This window comes from Amycolatopsis balhimycina FH 1894 (assembly GCF_000384295.1).
Taxonomy (GTDB): domain Bacteria; phylum Actinomycetota; class Actinomycetes; order Mycobacteriales; family Pseudonocardiaceae; genus Amycolatopsis; species Amycolatopsis balhimycina.
In genome coordinates this window covers 2,943,356-2,959,672 of the sequence record NZ_KB913037.1, presented here as the reverse complement: position 1 = coordinate 2,959,672, position 16,317 = coordinate 2,943,356, and the positions used below count along the sequence as shown (strand labels likewise).

Genomic DNA, 16,317 nt, shown 5'->3' with positions numbered 1-16,317 from the left:
CCTCATGAAATCCGGTAGCCGACCCCGGTGACCGTCTCCACCAGCGGTGGGTCACCGAGCTTGCGGCGCAGCTTGAGGATGGTGAGCCGGACCGCGCCGGTGAACGGGTCCGCGTGCTCGTCCCACGCCTTCTCCAGCAGGTGTTCCGCGGAGACGGTGGCGCCGTCGGCGCGCAGCAGCTCGGCGAGCACCGCGAACTCCTTTTTGGACAGGGGCAGGTACCGGCCGTCGCGGAACACCTCGTGCCGCGCCGGATCGAGCGTGACGCCGGATCGGCGCAGCACCGGCGGTGCGGCCGGGCGGCAGCGCCGCCCCAGCGACTGGATGCGCGCGGCCAGCTCGGGGAAGGCGAACGGCTTGGTCAGGTAGTCGTCGGCGCCGAGGGACAACCCGCCGACGCGGTCGGTGACCTCCGCGGCCGCCGTGAGCATCAGCACCCGCGTCGCCGTTCCGGACGCCACCAGTTCGCGGCAGACGTCGTCGCCGTGCACGACCGGCAGGTCCCGGTCGAGCACGACGACGTCGTAGTCGTGCACGGCGATCCGCTCCAGCGCCGCGCCGCCGTCGTGGGCGAGGTCGACGGCGTGGGACTCGCCGCGCAGCCACTCCGCGATCGCGTCCGCGAGCATCGGCTCGTCCTCCACCACCAGGACCCGCATGCCGCCATGATCGCCGCGGCGGTGTTTCCTCGCCGTTAGCGGCACTGGTAGAGCGTGTCCGCGCCGCCGATCCGCACCGGGCCACTGTCCTGCGCGGGGCCGGGCCGGCCGCCGTACGCACTCGCGTCGACGACCGCGCAGTGCCCCTCGATCCAGCGACGGCGTTCGTCCTGGACGGGGCTCCGCGCGGGCCCGCCCTGAGCGGTGCCGGCGCTGCTCAGCACGAACCGCAGCTTGCCCTCGGCGAGCCAGCGGCCGAGCTGCGCGACCGACGGCGCGTTGTCGCGGCCGCCGAAGCCGCCCATGCCGATCACGGTCGCGTCCGAGTCGATGATGAACGGCGCGACGCTGCTCGCTTCACTGTTCACCGCCAGGGTGATCTCGGTGCCGTTGCGCCGGGCGTAGCCGAGGATGCGCCGCTGGTTGTCGGACAGCCTGGCGGTGCCGTCGCCCCCGCCGCCGAGCACCAGCCGGGGCCCCGGTCCACCGGCGGACGGACCCGGCGCCGGTCCGGGACCGCCGGGCACCGGTCCGGGCCCGCCCGGAGCGGGGCCGGCGGCGGGCAGGGTGCCCGCGGACGTGCTCTGCGCGGCGGCGTACGACCACACGGCCGGGGTGAGCAGCAGCGGCACGAGCCCGGCGACCAGCGCCGACCGGCTCCGCGTGACGAGGAGCCCGGCGATGGCCGCGACGGCCGTGCCGAGCACCGCCCAGCGCGTCCAGCCGTGGAACGACGTGTCCCGCGAAGTCAGCACGAACGCCCAGGCCGCGGTCGACGCGATGGCGAGCGGCAGCAGAGTCCGCCGGTGGTGGCGCCACAGCAGCGCCAGCCCGGCGGCGGAGACCGCGGCGATCGCGGGCGCCATCGCCGTCGTGTAGTACGGGTGCCAGATGCCGCCGGCGAAACTGAACACCGCGGTCGTCACCAGCAGCCAGCCGCCCCACAGCACCCAGCCGGCGTCGCGCCACCGGCGACCGGCGACGATCAGCGCGAGCAGCGACAGCGGCAGCAGCCACGAGATCTGGCCGCCGACGACGTCGTTGAACATCCGGCCCGGTCCGGGGTCGCCGCCGAAGGACGTCATGGTCAGCTGCCCATTGCGCATGATCATCATGCCGCCGCTCTCGCCGTTGCCGGAGAGACGGCCGAAGCCGTTGTAGCCGAAGACGAGGTCCCACGCGGAACCGTCCGCGCTGCCGCCCATGAAGGGCTTGGCGCCGGGCCACCAGTCGTACAGGGCGATCCACCAGAACGACGACACGACGAGCACGACCCCGGCGCCCAGCAGGTCGAGGAGACGGCGGTTGACCGGCGCGGTCGTCCCCGCGAAGTAAGCGAGCGCAAGCACCGGGACGATGATCCAGGCCTGCAGCATCTTGGTCAGGAAGCCGCAGCCGACGAAGAACGCGCACCAGAACAGCCACTTCCGCCCGTCTTCGAGCGCGCGGGTGAGCGCGTACGCGGCGGCGACCAGGAAGAGGACGAGCAGCGTGTCCGGGTTGTTGTCGCGGTCGATGATCACGGTGACCGGCGTGAGCGCGAGGATCACGGCGGCGAGCAGGGCGACGTTTTCGCCCGCCCACCGCCGGACCGTCCGGTGCAGGAGGAAGACCGCCGCGACGCCTTCGAGCACCTGGGGCAGGAGCAGCGCCCAGCCGTGGTAGCCGAAGACCAGCGTGGAGATCGCCTGGGGCCACAACGAGAGAGGCGGTTTGTCGACCGTCACCACGCCGTACGGGTCGAAGGCACCGAAGAGGAAGTTCGTGAAGCCGCTCGTCATCGATTTGACGGCGGCGGCGTAGTAGGTGTTGCCGACCTGGCCGTCGCCGATCTTCCAGGCGTAGAGGACGGCGGCGCCGAGGCAGACGAGCGGAAGCGCCCAGGAGCGGGTCTTCGGGGGAGCGGCGGTGATCATGCCGCCACCCAACCCCGGCCCGCGTTTCCCGGGCGTTTCCGCTCAGCGGCGGGGAAGGCGAAGCGTAGCCGCCGCGGCCGTCATTCCGACTCGAGGTCACCCTCCAGCGACAGGTACACCTCGCGCATCTTCTCGAGCAACGCCGGGTCCGGCTCCTCCCACAGCCCGCGGTCCGCCGCCTCGTTCAGGCGCTCCACGATCCCGCGCAGCGCCCACGGGTTCGCCTGCCGCAGGAACTCCTGGTTCACCTCGTCGAGCACGTACGACTCGGTCAGCTTCTCGTACATCCAGTCGCCGACGACGCCTGCTGTCGCGTCGAAGCCGAACAGGTAGTCCACTGTGGCCGCCAGCTCGAACGCGCCCTTGTAGCCGTGACGGCGCATCGCCGCCAGCCAGCGCGGGTTGACGACCCGCGCGCGGAACACCCGGGCCGTCTCCTCGCCCAGCGTGCGGGTGCGGACCGCGTCCGGTGAGGTGCTGTCGCCCACGTAGGACGCCGGGGCCGCGCCGGTCAGCGCGCGGACCGTCGCGATCATCCCGCCGTGGTACTGGAAGTAGTCGTCCGAGTCGGCGATGTCGTGTTCGCGCGTGTCCGTGTTCTTCGCCGCCACCACGATGCGCTTGTACGAATTCTCCATGTCCTCGCGCGCCGGGCGACCGTCGAGGTCGCGGCCGTACGCGAAGCCGCCCCACACCGCGTACACCTCCGCGAGGTCCTTGTCGTCGCGCCAGTTTCCGCTGTCCATCAGCGGCAGCAGGCCGGCGCCGTACGCGCCCGGCTTCGACCCGAAGATCCGCGTGGTCGCCCGGCGGGAATCGCCGTATGCGGCCAGGTCCGCCGAGACGTGCGCGCGGACGAAGTTCTCGTCACCGGGTTCGTCCAGCGACGCCACCAGCCGCACCGCGTCGTCCATCAACGCGATCACGTGCGGGAACGCGTCGCGGAAGAACCCGCTGATCCGCACCGTGACGTCGATCCGGGGCCGGCCCAGCTCGGCCAGGGGAACGGCCTCGATGCCCGTGACGCGCCGCGAAGCTTCGTCCCACACCGGCTGGACGCCCAGCAGCGCCAGGACTTCCGCCGCGTCGTCGCCGGACGTCCGCATCGCCGACGTGCCCCACACCGAAAGCCCGACCGACTTCGGCCAGTCGCCCGTGTCCTCGCGGTAGCGCTTCAAAAGGGAATCCGCCAGCGCCTGCCCGGTTTCCCAGGCGAGCCGGCTCGGGATCGCCTTCGGGTCGACGGTGTAGAAGTTCCGGCCGGTCGGCAGCACGTTGATCAGCCCGCGCAGCGGCGACCCGCTCGGCCCGGCCGGGATGTACCCGCCGTCCAGCGCGTGCAGCACCGCGTCGAGTTCGGCGGACGTCCCCGCGAGCCGCGGGACGATCTCGGAAGCCGCGAACGAAAGCACCCGCGCGACCTGCTCGTCCGGCGCGACCGAAGCGACCGCGGTCGCGTCCCAGCCGCGCATCTCCATCGTCTGGACGAGCTCACGCGCCGTCTTCTCGACCGCGTCCACTTCGGACATCGGCGCGTTCTCCTTGAGCCCCAGCGCCGACCGCAGGCCCGGGATCGCACCCTGCTTGCCGCCCCACATCTGCGACGCGCGCAGCATCGCCAGCACCAGGTTGACGCGGGCTTCGCCGGTAGGCGCCGCGCCCAGGACGTGGAGCCCGTCGCGGATCTGCGCGTCCTTGACCTCGCAGAGCCAGCCGTCGATGTGCAGCAGGAAGTCGTCGAACTCCGCGTCGTGCGGCCGTTCCTCGACGCCGAGGTCGTGGTCGAGCTTCGCGGCCTGGATCAGCGTCCAGATCTGCGCGCGGATCGCCGGCAGCTTCGCCGGGTCCATCGCCGCGATGTTCGCGTGCTCGTCGAGCAGCTGCTCCAGCCGCGCCATGTCGCCGTACGACTCCGCGCGCGCCATCGGCGGGATCAGGTGGTCGACGATCGTCGCGTGCGCCCGCCGTTTCGCCTGCGCGCCCTCGCCGGGGTCGTTGATCAGGAACGGGTACACCAGCGGCAGGTTCCCGAGCGCGGCGTCGGGTGCGCACGACGCCGAAAGCCCCGCGGTCTTGCCCGGCAGCCACTCCAGGGACCCGTGCTTGCCGAGGTGGACGACGGCGTGCGCGCCGAACTCCTCCTCGAGCCACCGGTAGGCGGCCAGGTAGTGGTGGCTCGGCGGCAGGTCCGGGTTGTGGTAGATCGCGACGGGGTTCTCGCCGAACCCGCGCGGCGGCTGGATCATGATGATCATGTTGCCGCTTTGCAGCGACGCCAGCACGATGTCGCCGTTGTCGACGTACAGTTCGCCGGGCGCCGGGCCCCAGTGCTCCTCGACGCCGTCGCGCAGTTCGGCCGGCAGCGCGTCGAACCACTCCTGGTACCGCGCGGCGGGCACGCGGATCGGGTTCCCGGCCAGCTGTTCCTCGGTGAGCCACTCCGGGTCCTGGCCGCCGGCGGCGATCAGCGCGTGGATGAGGGCGTCACCGTCGGGCTGGTCGGTCCCGGTCGGCTCGACGCCGGGGAACGCGTCCGGTCCCAGGTCGTAGCCCACATCGCGCATCCGCCGCAGCAGTTCGACCGCCGACGCGGGCGTGTCCAGCCCGACCGCGTTGCCGACGCGAGAGTGCTTCGTCGGGTACGCGGACAGCATCAGCGCGATGCGCCGCTCCGCAGGAGGCGTGTACCGCAGCCGGGCGTGTGCCAGCGCAATGCGAGCGACGCGCGACGCGCGCTCGGCGTCCGGCACATACCGCGGCAGCCCGTCTTCGTCGAGTTCCTTGAACGAGAACGGCACCGTGATCAGCCGTCCGTCGAACTCCGGCACGGCCATCTGGTTCCCGGCGTCGAGCGGCGAGAGGCCGTCGTCGCTGGCCGCCCAGGCCTCGCGGTCGCTGGTCAGGCACAGCGCCTGCAGGATCGGGACGTCGAGCGCGGCCATCTCGGCGACGTCCCACGCCTCGTCGTCCCCGCCGGCGCCCACCTCGGACGGCCGCGTGCCACCGGCCGCGAGCACCGTGACCAGCAGGGCGTCGACGGTTGTCAGCTCGGCCATCATCTCCGGCTCGCGCGTACGCAGCGAAGCACAGTAGATCGGCAACGCGCGCCCGCCCGCGGCTTCGATCTGGTCGGCGAGCGTGTGCACGAACGCCGTGTTCCCGGACAGGTGGTGTGCCCGGTAGTACAGGATCCCGATGACCGGGCCGTCGCCCTGCGAAGGACGCTCCAGCACACCCCACGCGGGCTGCTCGGCGGGCGGCTCGAAGCCGTCGCCGGTGAGCAGGAGCGTGTCGGAGAGGAACCGGTGGAGCTGGGTGAGGTTCGCCGGGCCGCCCTGCGCGAGGTACGCGTGGGCCTCGGCGGCGATGCCGGCCGGAACGGTCGAGAGCTTCATCAGCTCGGCGTCCGGCGTCTGCTCCCCGCCCAGGACGACGACGTGCGCGCCCGAGGCCCGCAGCGTGTCCAGGCCGTCCTGCCAGCTCCGCGGCGTGCCGAGGATCCGCGCGACGACGATCTTGACGCCGTCGAGCAGCCCGGGCAGCTCGGCGACGTCGAGCCGGGCGGGGTTGCCGAGCCGGTACTCTCGGTCGCTCGATCGAGCGCTGAGCAGGTCGGTGTCCGAAGTGGACAAAAGCAGGATCACGAGGTTCCTCCTCGGGGTCCGCGCCCCGGGTAGACGGGCGCGCCGGCCGGAGTTCCTGGCTCCCGGAGACCCGCCGACGCACTCCCTCCCGCGGAGGCGGCGCCGGACCCAGCTCTCCGGTGACAGTGGCGGGACCGCCCCGGACTCTCACCGGGTTCCTCCACCTGCCGACGCGTGGGTATCGCCCTCACTCTCCGGTGCCGGTCGAAGTGCGTCAAGGTGACGTTGACCGGCGCTGGGTAGCCTGGTGGCTTGGAATCCCTTCTCCGGAGCTTCACCGCCGCGCAGTCGACCCGGCAGCCGTACCGCCACCCCACGGCGGCCGAGCTCGAAACCGCCGGAACCGGCTTCGCCGCGTTCCTCGACCGGGCCCCGCACCACCTCGATGACCTGGGCTTCTCCGTCCACGACGACGCGCTCGCCGTCCAGGAACCCGGCACCGGACGCGCCTGGGGGCTCTACGCGATCGACCGGTCCGCGCCGCCGTCACTGGTCGTCGAGGTGCCGCATCCCTCGTCCGACCTGCGGACCGACCTGATCGGCCTGGCGCTCTTCCGGCAGGTGCCCGGCGCCGTGCTGGCCGTCGCGGGCGCGCACCGCCGCCGGGAAGACCCCGCGCACGACACGCGGACCGTCTTCCACGTCGTCACCACGCTGCTCGCCCGGCGCGGCCTGCCCCAGGTCCAGCTGCACGGCTTCAAGGACCGCACCCTGCCCGAGGCGGACGTCGTCCTCTCGGCCGGGGCCGCCGAAGCCGGGGACGCGGCCCGCCGGGCGGCGGACCGGCTAAAAGCCGCCGGGTTCCGCGTCCGCCGGGCCTGGGCCGAGCCCTGCCGGGGCCTGGCCGGGACGACGAACGTCCAGAGCCAGGCCGCCGGCGGTACGCCGTTCCTGCACGTCGAGCTCAACCGGACCGTCCGGGAGACCCGCCGCGACGACGTCGTCCGCGCGCTGGCCGAGGCCGACCTGCGCAAGCCCTAAGCCGAGCGTTCTCCCAGCCGCGGGAAGGGCGTCGTCGAGAACAGCACCTCCACGGACACCTCGAAGAACTCCGCGATCCGCAGGGCCAAGTACAGCGAAGGGCTGTACTCGCCGCGCTCCAGGTAGCCGATCGTCTGGTAGTGCACCCCGAGGGCCTCCGCCAGCTGCCGCCGCGAGATCGACCGCTCCGCGCGCAGCATCGCGATCCGGTTGTAGACGACCTCACTCATGACTACCCCACACGCTGCATGGCCTTCTGCCGCCGTTCGGCCACCGACGAACCCGCCTCGCGCCGCGCCATGCGGCGGAGCAGGACCGGCGCCAGTGCCAATCCGATCACGGCCCACGCGACGAGCACCGCGAGGGTCGGCAGCGGGCGCCACGACTGGCCGATTTCGACGGCGAGCGCGCTGTCCGGCAGCAGCGCCGAGCGCATCCCGAGGCCCAGCCAGTACATCGGGAACACCTGCGCGATGCCCTGCACCCAGCCCGGCAGTGCCGTGATCGGGTAGAAGATCCCCGAGATCGCGCCCATCCCCATGATCGGCAGGGTGATCAGCCCGATCGAGCGCGGGCTGTTGGTCAGCGAACCCAGCGCCGCGCCGATCGGCATCGTCGCGGCCATGCCGATCAGCAGTACCCCGAGCAGGTGCAGGTACGACCAGACGCCGTCGGGCGCCAGCACGGAGAACGCGAACAGGCACGGGATCAGAACCGCCGCCAGGCCCGTGAGCTGGGCGAGCGACAGCGCCGTCGTCTTCCCGAGCAGGTACCCCAGCATTCCGTTCGGGGTCGCCTTCGCCCGCAGCAGCGTGCCGTCTTCGCGGTCGATGGCCAGGTAGCCCGCCGCGCCGGTCAGGCCTTGGAACACGATGCCGGCGCCGAGCACGCTGGGCACGGTGGCCGCGCCGAGTGAGAACGACGTGCCGGGCAGTGTCGCGTTCCGCATGAAGAACAGCGTGCCGAGGAAGAGCACCACGAAGACGAGCTGCCCCACCACGTCGTCGATGTTGGTCCACGTCTGCTTGAACTCGATCCAGCCGCGGGCCAGGCCGGACCGCAGTGCGGCGGTCTTGGCGTTCATCGCGCACCCGCTTCCTGGAGGCCGAGCTCCGTTTCGCCGCCGGTCTCCGCCCGGCGGACCAGCGTCATGTAGGTGTCCTCCAGCGACGCCCGCCTGACCTCGAGGTCCGCGACGGCTTCACCGTGCTGCCTGAACAGGTCGTACACGTACTTCGTCGCTTCGGTCGTCAGGTGCACGAAGCGCTGGCCGTCGACGGACCAGCGGACCTCGGCCTCGCCGGAGACCTGCCGGCTCAGCTGGTCGGCCGAGCCGTCGGCGATGATGCGGCCGCCGTTGAGGATGAGGATCCGGTCGGCCAGCTTCTCGGCCTCGTCGAGGTCGTGCGTGGTGAGCAGGATCGTCGTGTCGAGCTCGTCGGACAGGCGGTGCACCAGGTCGTGGAACTCGCGCCGCGCCTCGGGGTCGAACCCGGCGGTCGGCTCGTCGAGGAACAGCAGCTCGGGACGGCCGACGATGCCGATCGCGACGTCGAGCCGCCGCCGCTGGCCGCCGGAGAGCTGCTTGAGCTTCTTGTGCGCGTGCTCGGTGAGCCCGACCGTCGCGATCAGCTCGTCGGTGTCCCACGGCCGCGGGTGCGACGCCGTCGAGTACGGCGCGTAATAGCGGCCCAGGTGCGCGAGCAGCTCGCGGATGCGCCACTTCCCGTGGTCGCGCCAGGACTGGAGCACGACCCCCAGGCGTGCCCGCCAGTCCTCGCCACCGTGTGCCGGGTCGACGCCCAGCACGCTCACCTCGCCCGCCGACCGCATGCGGAAGCCTTCGAGGATCTCGATCGTCGTCGTCTTGCCCGCGCCGTTCGGCCCCAGCAGGCAGACGACCTCGCCGCGGTACGCCTCGAACTCGACCCCGTGGAGCACGTCGTTCGTGCCGTACCGCATCCGCAGTCCGCGCGCGCGGACAACGGGATCGGCTGGATCTCTCATCGCGATCACCCCCATCTGACTGATGCGATTGAATGTAGCACACCTACTACATCTGATGAGACTTCTGCTGTCCCGGGAACTTGACCGGCGGTCACCCGGTTCGCCGGGCATGGGAACTTGGCTGGGGCTGGCCCTTCCGGGCGGCGTGGTGATCCTGCTGGTCATGGCGGCGATCGAACTGCGGCCGCGCAAGAACGGCTCGCGCTTCAAGGCGCGGCTGTCCGCGACCTACATCGAAGAGACCACCGCCTTCCTCTACGGCACCAAGCGGCGTGAGCTGGAACACCGGGAAACGATGTCGATGCTCGTCGAGCAGGACGCCGAAGGCGCACCACCCTGGCGTGACGTGGACCTGGACGCCGGAACCGCCCGGATCCGGCCCCGTTCGGGCCCGCCGGAGCCGGAGAACCGCCAGCTACAGTGACCCCATGCCGACCCCAGCGCGCGTGCGAGCCGACGCGTGCCCTGGTGTTTTCGCACCCCACGACGCCGCCGACGGACCGTTGGCCCGGGTGCGGCTGCCCGGCGGCACGATTTCCGCAGCGCAGCTGCGCGCGCTGGCCGATGGGGCCGAAGCTTGCGGCGACGGCGACCTCCACCTCACCTCGCGCGGCAACGTCCAGCTGCGCGGCGTCACCCGGCCCGGCCTCGCCGCCCGGCTCACCGACGCCGGCCTGCTGCCGTCGCCGTCGCACGAATGGGTCCGGAACGTCCTGGCGTCGCCCCTGAGCGGACTGCGCGGCGGCCTCTCCGACGTCCGCGGCCTGGCGGCTGCGCTGGATCTCGCGCTGTGTTCGACGCCGGAGCTGGCATCGCTGCCCGGCCGCTTCCTCTTCGCCTTCGACGACGGCCGCGGGGACGTCACGGGAGAGAGCCCCGACGTCTGCTGGCGGGCGACCGGCCCGTCCGGGGGAACGCTGCTGCTCGCGGGCGGTGACACGGGACGGCGGGTGCTTCGCGCCGACGCCGTCTCGGTGCTCGTCGAGGTCGCGCTCGAGTTCTGCCGGGTGCGCGGGGCCGCTTGGCGCGTCGCCGAACTCGACGACCCGGAGTGGCGGGGGACGCCGGTGCCGCGGGTCGACGGCACGGTCCCGGCCGGGCTGATCGAGCGGGACGGCGGCTTCGCGGCCGGTGTCGTGCCCCGCTTCGGGCAGCTGTCCGCAGCGCAGGCCCGGGTGCTGGCCGGGTTCGGCCCGGCGCTGGTCACGCCGTGGAAGTCCGTGGTCCTGCCGGACGTGCCCGCCGACGTCTTCGAGCGGCTGGGTTTCGGTGGCGTGCCGCTGGGCACCAGCGCGTGCATCGGCCGTCCGGGCTGCGCGAAGTCGCGCGCCGACGTGCGCGCCGACGCCGTGTTCCGGCCCGGCCTGCGCGCGCACTTCTCGGGCTGCGAACGGCGGTGCGGGAAGCCGTCGCAGTCCCATGTGGACGTTGTCGCCGAAGCGGGGGGCTACCGCATCGACGGCCGGTGGGTGCCGCTCGACGAGCTGAAGGGGAATCTGTGATCGACTACCTGCGGGACGGTGCCGAGATCTACCGGCACTCGTTCGCCACGATCCGCGAGGAGGCGGACCTGGCGATCCTGCCCGACGACGTGGCGGGCCTCGCGGTCCGGATGATCCACGCCTGCGGCATGGTCGATCTGGTCGACGACCTGCGCTACACGCTCGACGTCGTCGAATCCGGCCGGGCCGCCCTGGAAGCCGGCGCGCCGATCCTGTGCGACGCGCGGATGATCGCCAGCGGCGTGACCCGGCGCCGCCTGCCCGCGGACAACGAGGTGCTCTGCACGCTGTCCGACCCCGCTGTGCCCGGGCTCGCCGAACGCATGGGCACCACGCGTTCGGCCGCGGCCCTGGAACTGTGGCGCGACAAGCTGCCCGGCTCGGTCGTGGCGATCGGCAACGCGCCGACCGCGCTGTTCCGCCTCCTGGAAATCCTCGACGAAGGCGTCGGCGCCCCCGCGGCGATCATCGGCGTCCCGGTCGGGTTCGTCGGCGCGGCGGAGTCCAAAGTGGAGCTCGCGAAGCGGGCTCCGGCGCCGTACCTGGTCGTCCACGGACGGCGGGGCGGCAGCGCCATGGCCGTCGCGGCGATCAACGCACTCGCGAGCGCCGAAGAATGACCGGCACGCTGTACGGCGTCGGGCTCGGCCCCGGCGACCCGGAACTGATGACGGTCAAGGCGGCCCGGCTGATCTCCGAGGCGCAGGTGATCGCCTACCACTGCGCGCGGCACGGCCGGAGCATCGCGCGGTCGGTCGCCGAGCCGTACCTGCGCGAAGGGCAGATCGAGGAGAAGCTCGTCTACCCGGTCACCACCGAGACGACCGACCACCCGGGCGGGTACGAAGGCGCGATCGCCGACTTCTACGAGCTGAGCGCGAAGCGGCTGGCCGAGCACCTCGACGCGGGTCGCGACGTCGTCCTGCTCTGCGAAGGCGACCCGTTCTTCTACGGCTCGTACATGTACATGCACGAGCGGCTTTCCGGCCGGTTCGACGCGGTCGTCGTGCCCGGGGTGACGTCGGTGAGCGCGGCGTCGGCGGTGCTCGGCCGGCCGCTGGTGCAGCGCGACGAGGTACTGACCGTGCTCCCGGGCACGCTGCCGGCCCCGGAGCTGGCCCGGCGCCTCGCGGACACCGACTCGGCGGCCGTGCTGAAGCTCGGGCGGACGTTCTCTTCGGTGCGGGAAGCGCTGGAAGAGGCGGGGAAGCTCGACGACGCCGTGTACGTCGAGCGTGCGACCTGGGGACAGCAGCGGATCGAGCCGTTCGGGTCGGTCGATCCTTCGACGGTCCCGTACTTCTCGCTGGCGTTGCTGCCGAGCCCGGCTTACGCGTCGCGTGTTTCGCCCGCGCCTTCCGCGTCACCTGCCGCGGCTTCGGGCGAGGTCGTGGTCGTCGGCCTCGGCCCCGCGGGGCCGGAGTGGCTGACGCCGGAAGCCGCGGCGGAACTCGACGCGGCCGAGCACATCGTCGGCTACGGGCCGTATGTCGCGCGCGTGCCGCAGAAAGCCGGGCAGCGGCGGCACGCGTCCGGCAACCGGGTCGAGGCCGACCGGGCGGTCGAAGCGTTGTCGCTCGCCGCTTCGGGCGCCCGGGTCGCCGTGGTCTCCTCCGGGGATCCGGGGGTCTTCGCGATGGCGTCGGCCGTGCTGGAGCAGGTCGCCGCCGGGCACGGCACGGGCGTGCGGGTGCGGATCGTGCCGGGCGTGACGGCGGCGCAGGCGGCCGCGTCCCGCGTCGGCGCGCCGCTCGGGCACGACTACTGCGTGCTCTCGCTGTCCGATCGCTTGAAGCCGTGGGAAATCATCGAGAAACGGCTCGACGCGGCGGGCGCGGCGGACCTGGTGCTGGCGCTGTACAACCCGGCTTCGCGGTCCCGGACGACGCAGCTCGCCGACGCCCGGGACGTCCTCCTCCGCCACCGCGCCCCGGCGACCCCGGTGGTGGTCGCGCGGGACGTCGGCGGCCCGGAGGAGGACATCCGGATCACCACGCTCGGGGACCTCGATCCGTCCACAGTGGACATGCGCTGCCTGCTGATCGTGGGCTCGTCGAGGACCCGCGCGGAGAACGGCGTCGTCTGGACCCCGCGGAGTTACTGACCGAGCGCCGTCAGGAACGCCGGCCCGTTCGGTGAGCCGATGCCCGTGACGTTCTCCGCGCTGACCGGGCACACGGACACGGTGGCGTCGGTGTCGATCGGGCCGTCGGGAACCCTGATCGCCACGGCCGGTTATGACCGTTCGATGCGGTTGTGGGACGTGTCGGACCTCGCCCACCCGGTCCAGACGGCGGCGTTCAGCGGCTTCACCGACTCGGCGTACACGATCGCGCCGGCGCCCGACGGGCGGCGGGTCGCGATCGGCGCGGGCACCATCCGGTTGCTGGAACTGGATCCGGAGCGGGTGGCCCGGCAGATCTGCGGGCTGGCGGATCCGAAGATCACCCCGGCGGAGTGGGGGACGTACTTTCCGGGAGTGCCCTACGCCCCGCCGTGCCCGTAGCTACCGCGTCGGGTCCTTGCCGTTCGGCTGCCGCGGCCCCGGTCCCGGCGACCACCAGCCCGGCACCGTCTTCTCGCCGTGCACGACCGTGGGCGCGATGCCCTCGGTGAACGGCTCGATCTGCAGCAGCTGTCCCCAGGACTGGCTCGGCTGGCCGATCAGGTAGCTCGGCACCTCGGGCTCCTCGGCCAGCTCCTCCAGCCAGCCGATCGGCCCGCCGTTGGTCGAGGACGCCCACTGGGCCTCGTCCGCGAGGCCGCCCGCCGTGATGCGGTAGTCCGGGACCTGCGAGATCCCGTCGTGGGACGTCACCGGCTGGACGCACGGGTACACGAACGACGCCGGCCAGTCGACGTACACCGGCTTCGACCCGATCCGGTCCGTCAGCGTCGTGAACGTCGGCACGCGCGGGGCCGACGCCGCGATCCAGCCGTCCTCCGTCAGGTCGTTGTCGACGATGTTGATCCGGACCGCGTTCGTCTCCGGCGGCAGGTCGCGCAGGTTGATGCGGGTGTCGTTCCAGCCGCCCGTGCCCGAGCCCGGCGGCAGCATGAACTGGCTGCGCAGGATCTTCACGCCGTCGGGGGTGTCGGCGCCGTAGTCGAGGCTGACCGACGTCGGACGGCGGGGCGCGCCCGCCGTCGCCACCACGATCTGGCCGTCCGCGGGCTTCTCCGTCAGCGCGTACCAGTCGCTGCGCAGCCGGCCCGCCCGCGTCTCCGGGTCGAGGTAGCTCGACCACATCGGCACGGTCTCCGGGGTGAACCCGTGCGGCGGCTCGGCCAGGGGGTCCTTGTCGTCGACCGGGCGGGTGTGGAAACCGGTCTGGGCGCGGCCGTTGGCCTGGTCGGGGTTGGGCAGCGGCGAGCTTTCCTGCGGCTTCACCGGGACGGTCCGCTGCTCGGACTGCGGGTGCAGGATGCTCGTCGCCGCGTCGCGCTCGACCATCACGTGGTCGGACAGGTTGCAGCTCTTGCCGAACAGGTGCCCGACGTTCGCCGCGCCCAGGCTGTAGCTGCCGGCCTGGTTGTGGATCGCCCACGCCATCGTGACGAACTCGCCCGCCGCCACCAGGCCGCAGACCACCACCAGCGACAGCGAACCGAGCCGCAGCGCGCGGCGCTTGCCTTCCTGGGGTTGCGCGGGCAGGCCCGGCCGGTGCGCGCGGACGTTCTCGACGAACGCGTACACCCCGGCGATCCCCGCCGCGACCAGCAGGATCGTGGACAGGCCGATGCCGCCGATCGACGGCGCCACGTTCGTCCACTGGACACCGAGGCGCGAGACGAACCAGTAGGTGTTCGGCCCGGTCGCGGCCAGCGCGGCGACGACCAGCAGCCCGGCGAGGAACGCGGCGCGGTTGCGGCTCGACCGCAGCACCGTCGAGCCGGTGGCGAGCGCGGTCAGCGCCGCCATCGACGCGCCGACCGCGGCGAACGCGCCGAAGTGGTGCGTCCACTTCGTCGGCGTCAGGGCCAGCAGCAGGAAGAACAGCGCCGTCGTACCGATCAAGCGCCGCGCCGGGCCGAGCGCCGCGCCGGGGATGCGGCCGCGGCGCAGCAGCATCACCAGGCAGGTGCCGGTGCACAGCAGCACCAGCAGCACCGGGAAGCGGCGCGGTGCCGAGCCGTCCGGCAGGCTTTCGAACAGCAGCTGGTAGCGCGAGAGCTCCTGGAACCACGACAGGTTCGGGCCCACCTGGGTGCGGATCCGCGTCGCTTCCTGGACCGTCGCGAACGTCTGGTCGGCGAACACCGCGACCAGCACGAGCAGCCCGGCCGCGGCGACCGGCGCGAGCACCGGGAGCCAGCCGTTCTCGGTCGCGCGCTGGCGGATCAGCTTGAACAGCGGGCGTGCGGCCACGAGGAACGGCGCCACCGCGATCAGCCCGGTCGGCGTCGCGGCCAGGGTGAACCCGGCCGCGGACAGGCCGAGGCACAGCGGCAGCAGCCGCCGTGTCACCAGCGTGCGCTCCACGGCGCAGATCGCCAGCAGCGAGCCGAGCGCGGCGACCGGTTCCGGGCGGACGCCGTTGTTGTAGGGCATCCACCAGATCAGGAACACGGTCGCGGCGGCCCAGCTGGCCGGGCGGCTGGTGCGGATCTGGGTGCCCAGCCGCGGCATCACCTCACGGCTGATCAGCAGCCAGCTGAGCACGCCGAGCAGGAACGACGGCAGCCGGATCCACGGCGGCACCGTGCTGACGTGCGTCATCAGCTCGAAGACGTGGTAGAACCAGCCGAACGGCGCTTCGGCGACGCCGAACCAGCGGTGGTAGTTCGTCAGGTAGCCGGTTGCCTCGGTGACCCGGGCCATCGTGAGGATGTAGCCGTCGTCCGAGGTCACCGGCCCGATGAAAACCCACGCGCCGAGCGCGGCGATCACCGTTGTGTCCCGTGCCGTCAGCCGCCACCAGCCGACCGGCGCCCAGCGCGGGGCGCGGCGGGCGGAGCCGGAGTCGCGGCGCCAGACCGCGATCAGGGAGCCGATCAACGACAGCACGGCGATCACGCCGACGATGATCTTCAGCGCGGTCGGCGACGTCTGGTAGCGCGTGTCCGGCACGACCGAGACGTGCAGGCCGGCGATCGGGTCCTTGCTCGAGTTGATCGAGGAGTAGATGCCGACCACGCGGGGCCGGGCGTCGCCTCCGGTGTGGAAGATCGGCGTCCCCGCCACGGCGAGGGTCATCTGCGTCGCGTCGACGTCCAGCTCGACGTCGCACTTCTCCGCGGGCAGCGGCTGCTGGGCGATCTGCTGGCCCTGGCTGGAAGCGAGCAGCACGCCGTTGTCGACGCGCAGCTGCAGGCCGACGCCGTTGCCGGCCTTCGGGTCGGTGCGGCCGTCCGGCACGGTGGCGAACAGCAGGCCCGGGCCGTTCGTGCGGGCGTCGACCGAGCGGATGGCCGCGCACGGCAGTTCGGCGCGCAGGTCCTGGGCCCAGTAGCCGGTCAAGGGCGCGTTGACGGAGCGGGTGTCGCTGCCGGTCGGCCAGACGACCTCCGCCGTGTCCTGCACCACCGGCAGGAAGGGGAAAGCCAGCGCGCACAAGGCCGAGAGCAGCCCCAGCGCTACGGCAATCAGACGCATCGGCGCAACGCT

Annotated in this window: 13 protein-coding genes and 1 riboswitch; of the genes, 6 read left to right on the top strand and 7 right to left on the bottom strand. The window is 72.4% G+C overall.

The window, feature by feature from the left end:
* Positions 1-2: 2 nt before the first annotated feature.
* The 3 genes from A3CE_RS0112570 to cobN all read right to left on the bottom strand — a co-directional run bounded on the left by A3CE_RS0112570 (position 3) and on the right by cobN (position 6,219).
* Positions 3-659 (bottom strand): response regulator transcription factor, encoded by a 657-nt coding sequence (locus A3CE_RS0112570; protein WP_020640446.1) that lies wholly within the window; start codon positions 657-659, stop codon positions 3-5.
* Between the two features lie 35 nt (positions 660-694).
* Positions 695-2,575, bottom strand: a complete 1,881-nt coding sequence (locus A3CE_RS0112565) for an ArnT family glycosyltransferase (RefSeq protein ID WP_020640445.1) — start codon at positions 2,573-2,575, stop codon at positions 695-697.
* An 80-nt stretch (positions 2,576-2,655) separates the two neighbouring features.
* A complete protein-coding gene (gene cobN, locus A3CE_RS0112560) occupies positions 2,656-6,219 on the bottom strand; it encodes a cobaltochelatase subunit CobN (RefSeq protein WP_020640444.1) in 3,564 nt (1,187 codons plus the stop codon).
* A gap of 50 nt (positions 6,220-6,269) precedes the next feature.
* Positions 6,270-6,379: riboswitch (cobalamin riboswitch) on the bottom strand.
* 92 nt (positions 6,380-6,471) lie between these two features.
* Here cobN and A3CE_RS0112555 point away from each other — a divergent pair.
* The gene (locus A3CE_RS0112555; protein ID WP_020640443.1) at positions 6,472-7,200 is read left to right on the top strand and encodes a hypothetical protein; all 729 of its coding nucleotides are present in this window, start codon (positions 6,472-6,474) and stop codon (positions 7,198-7,200) included.
* Here A3CE_RS0112555 and A3CE_RS0112550 read toward each other — a convergent pair.
* From A3CE_RS0112550 to A3CE_RS0112540, 3 genes are read right to left on the bottom strand one after another with little or no spacing between them, the layout of a single operon-like run.
* A complete protein-coding gene (locus A3CE_RS0112550; protein ID WP_020640442.1) occupies positions 7,197-7,430 on the bottom strand; it encodes a helix-turn-helix transcriptional regulator in 234 nt (77 codons plus the stop codon). The genes A3CE_RS0112555 and A3CE_RS0112550 overlap by 4 nt on opposite strands.
* Before the next feature lie 2 nt (positions 7,431-7,432).
* Positions 7,433-8,284, bottom strand: a complete 852-nt coding sequence (locus tag A3CE_RS0112545; RefSeq protein ID WP_020640441.1) for an ABC transporter permease — start codon at positions 8,282-8,284, stop codon at positions 7,433-7,435.
* On the bottom strand, positions 8,281-9,207 hold the full coding sequence (locus A3CE_RS0112540) for an ABC transporter ATP-binding protein (protein ID WP_026468416.1): 927 nt from the start codon (positions 9,205-9,207) through the stop codon (positions 8,281-8,283). Before A3CE_RS0112540 ends, A3CE_RS0112545 begins: the two co-directional genes overlap by 4 nt.
* A 109-nt stretch (positions 9,208-9,316) precedes the next feature.
* Here A3CE_RS0112540 and A3CE_RS0112535 point away from each other — a divergent pair, with 109 nt between their 5' ends.
* The 5 genes from A3CE_RS0112535 to A3CE_RS0112515 are packed head-to-tail and all read left to right on the top strand — an operon-like array spanning position 9,317 to position 13,215.
* The gene (locus tag A3CE_RS0112535; RefSeq protein WP_020640439.1) at positions 9,317-9,631 is read left to right on the top strand and encodes a DUF6191 domain-containing protein; all 315 of its coding nucleotides are present in this window, start codon (positions 9,317-9,319) and stop codon (positions 9,629-9,631) included.
* A gap of 4 nt (positions 9,632-9,635) precedes the next feature.
* A complete protein-coding gene (locus tag A3CE_RS0112530) occupies positions 9,636-10,709 on the top strand; it encodes a precorrin-3B synthase (RefSeq protein ID WP_026468415.1) in 1,074 nt (357 codons plus the stop codon).
* Positions 10,706-11,329, top strand: a complete 624-nt coding sequence (locus tag A3CE_RS0112525) for a precorrin-8X methylmutase (protein WP_020640437.1) — start codon at positions 10,706-10,708, stop codon at positions 11,327-11,329. The genes A3CE_RS0112530 and A3CE_RS0112525 overlap by 4 nt, the downstream gene beginning before the upstream one ends.
* Positions 11,326-12,813: a precorrin-2 C(20)-methyltransferase gene (locus A3CE_RS0112520; RefSeq protein ID WP_020640436.1), complete on the top strand. Its 1,488-nt coding sequence runs from the start codon at positions 11,326-11,328 to the stop codon at positions 12,811-12,813. Before A3CE_RS0112525 ends, A3CE_RS0112520 begins: the two co-directional genes overlap by 4 nt.
* Positions 12,814-12,852: 39 nt before the next feature.
* Positions 12,853-13,215 (top strand): WD40 repeat domain-containing protein, encoded by a 363-nt coding sequence (locus tag A3CE_RS0112515; RefSeq protein ID WP_020640435.1) that lies wholly within the window; start codon positions 12,853-12,855, stop codon positions 13,213-13,215.
* Here A3CE_RS0112515 and A3CE_RS0112510 read toward each other — a convergent pair whose 3' ends face one another.
* On the bottom strand, positions 13,216-16,305 hold the full coding sequence (locus A3CE_RS0112510; protein ID WP_020640434.1) for an arabinosyltransferase domain-containing protein: 3,090 nt from the start codon (positions 16,303-16,305) through the stop codon (positions 13,216-13,218). It lies immediately after the preceding gene.
* Between the last annotated feature and the right edge of the window lie 12 nt (positions 16,306-16,317).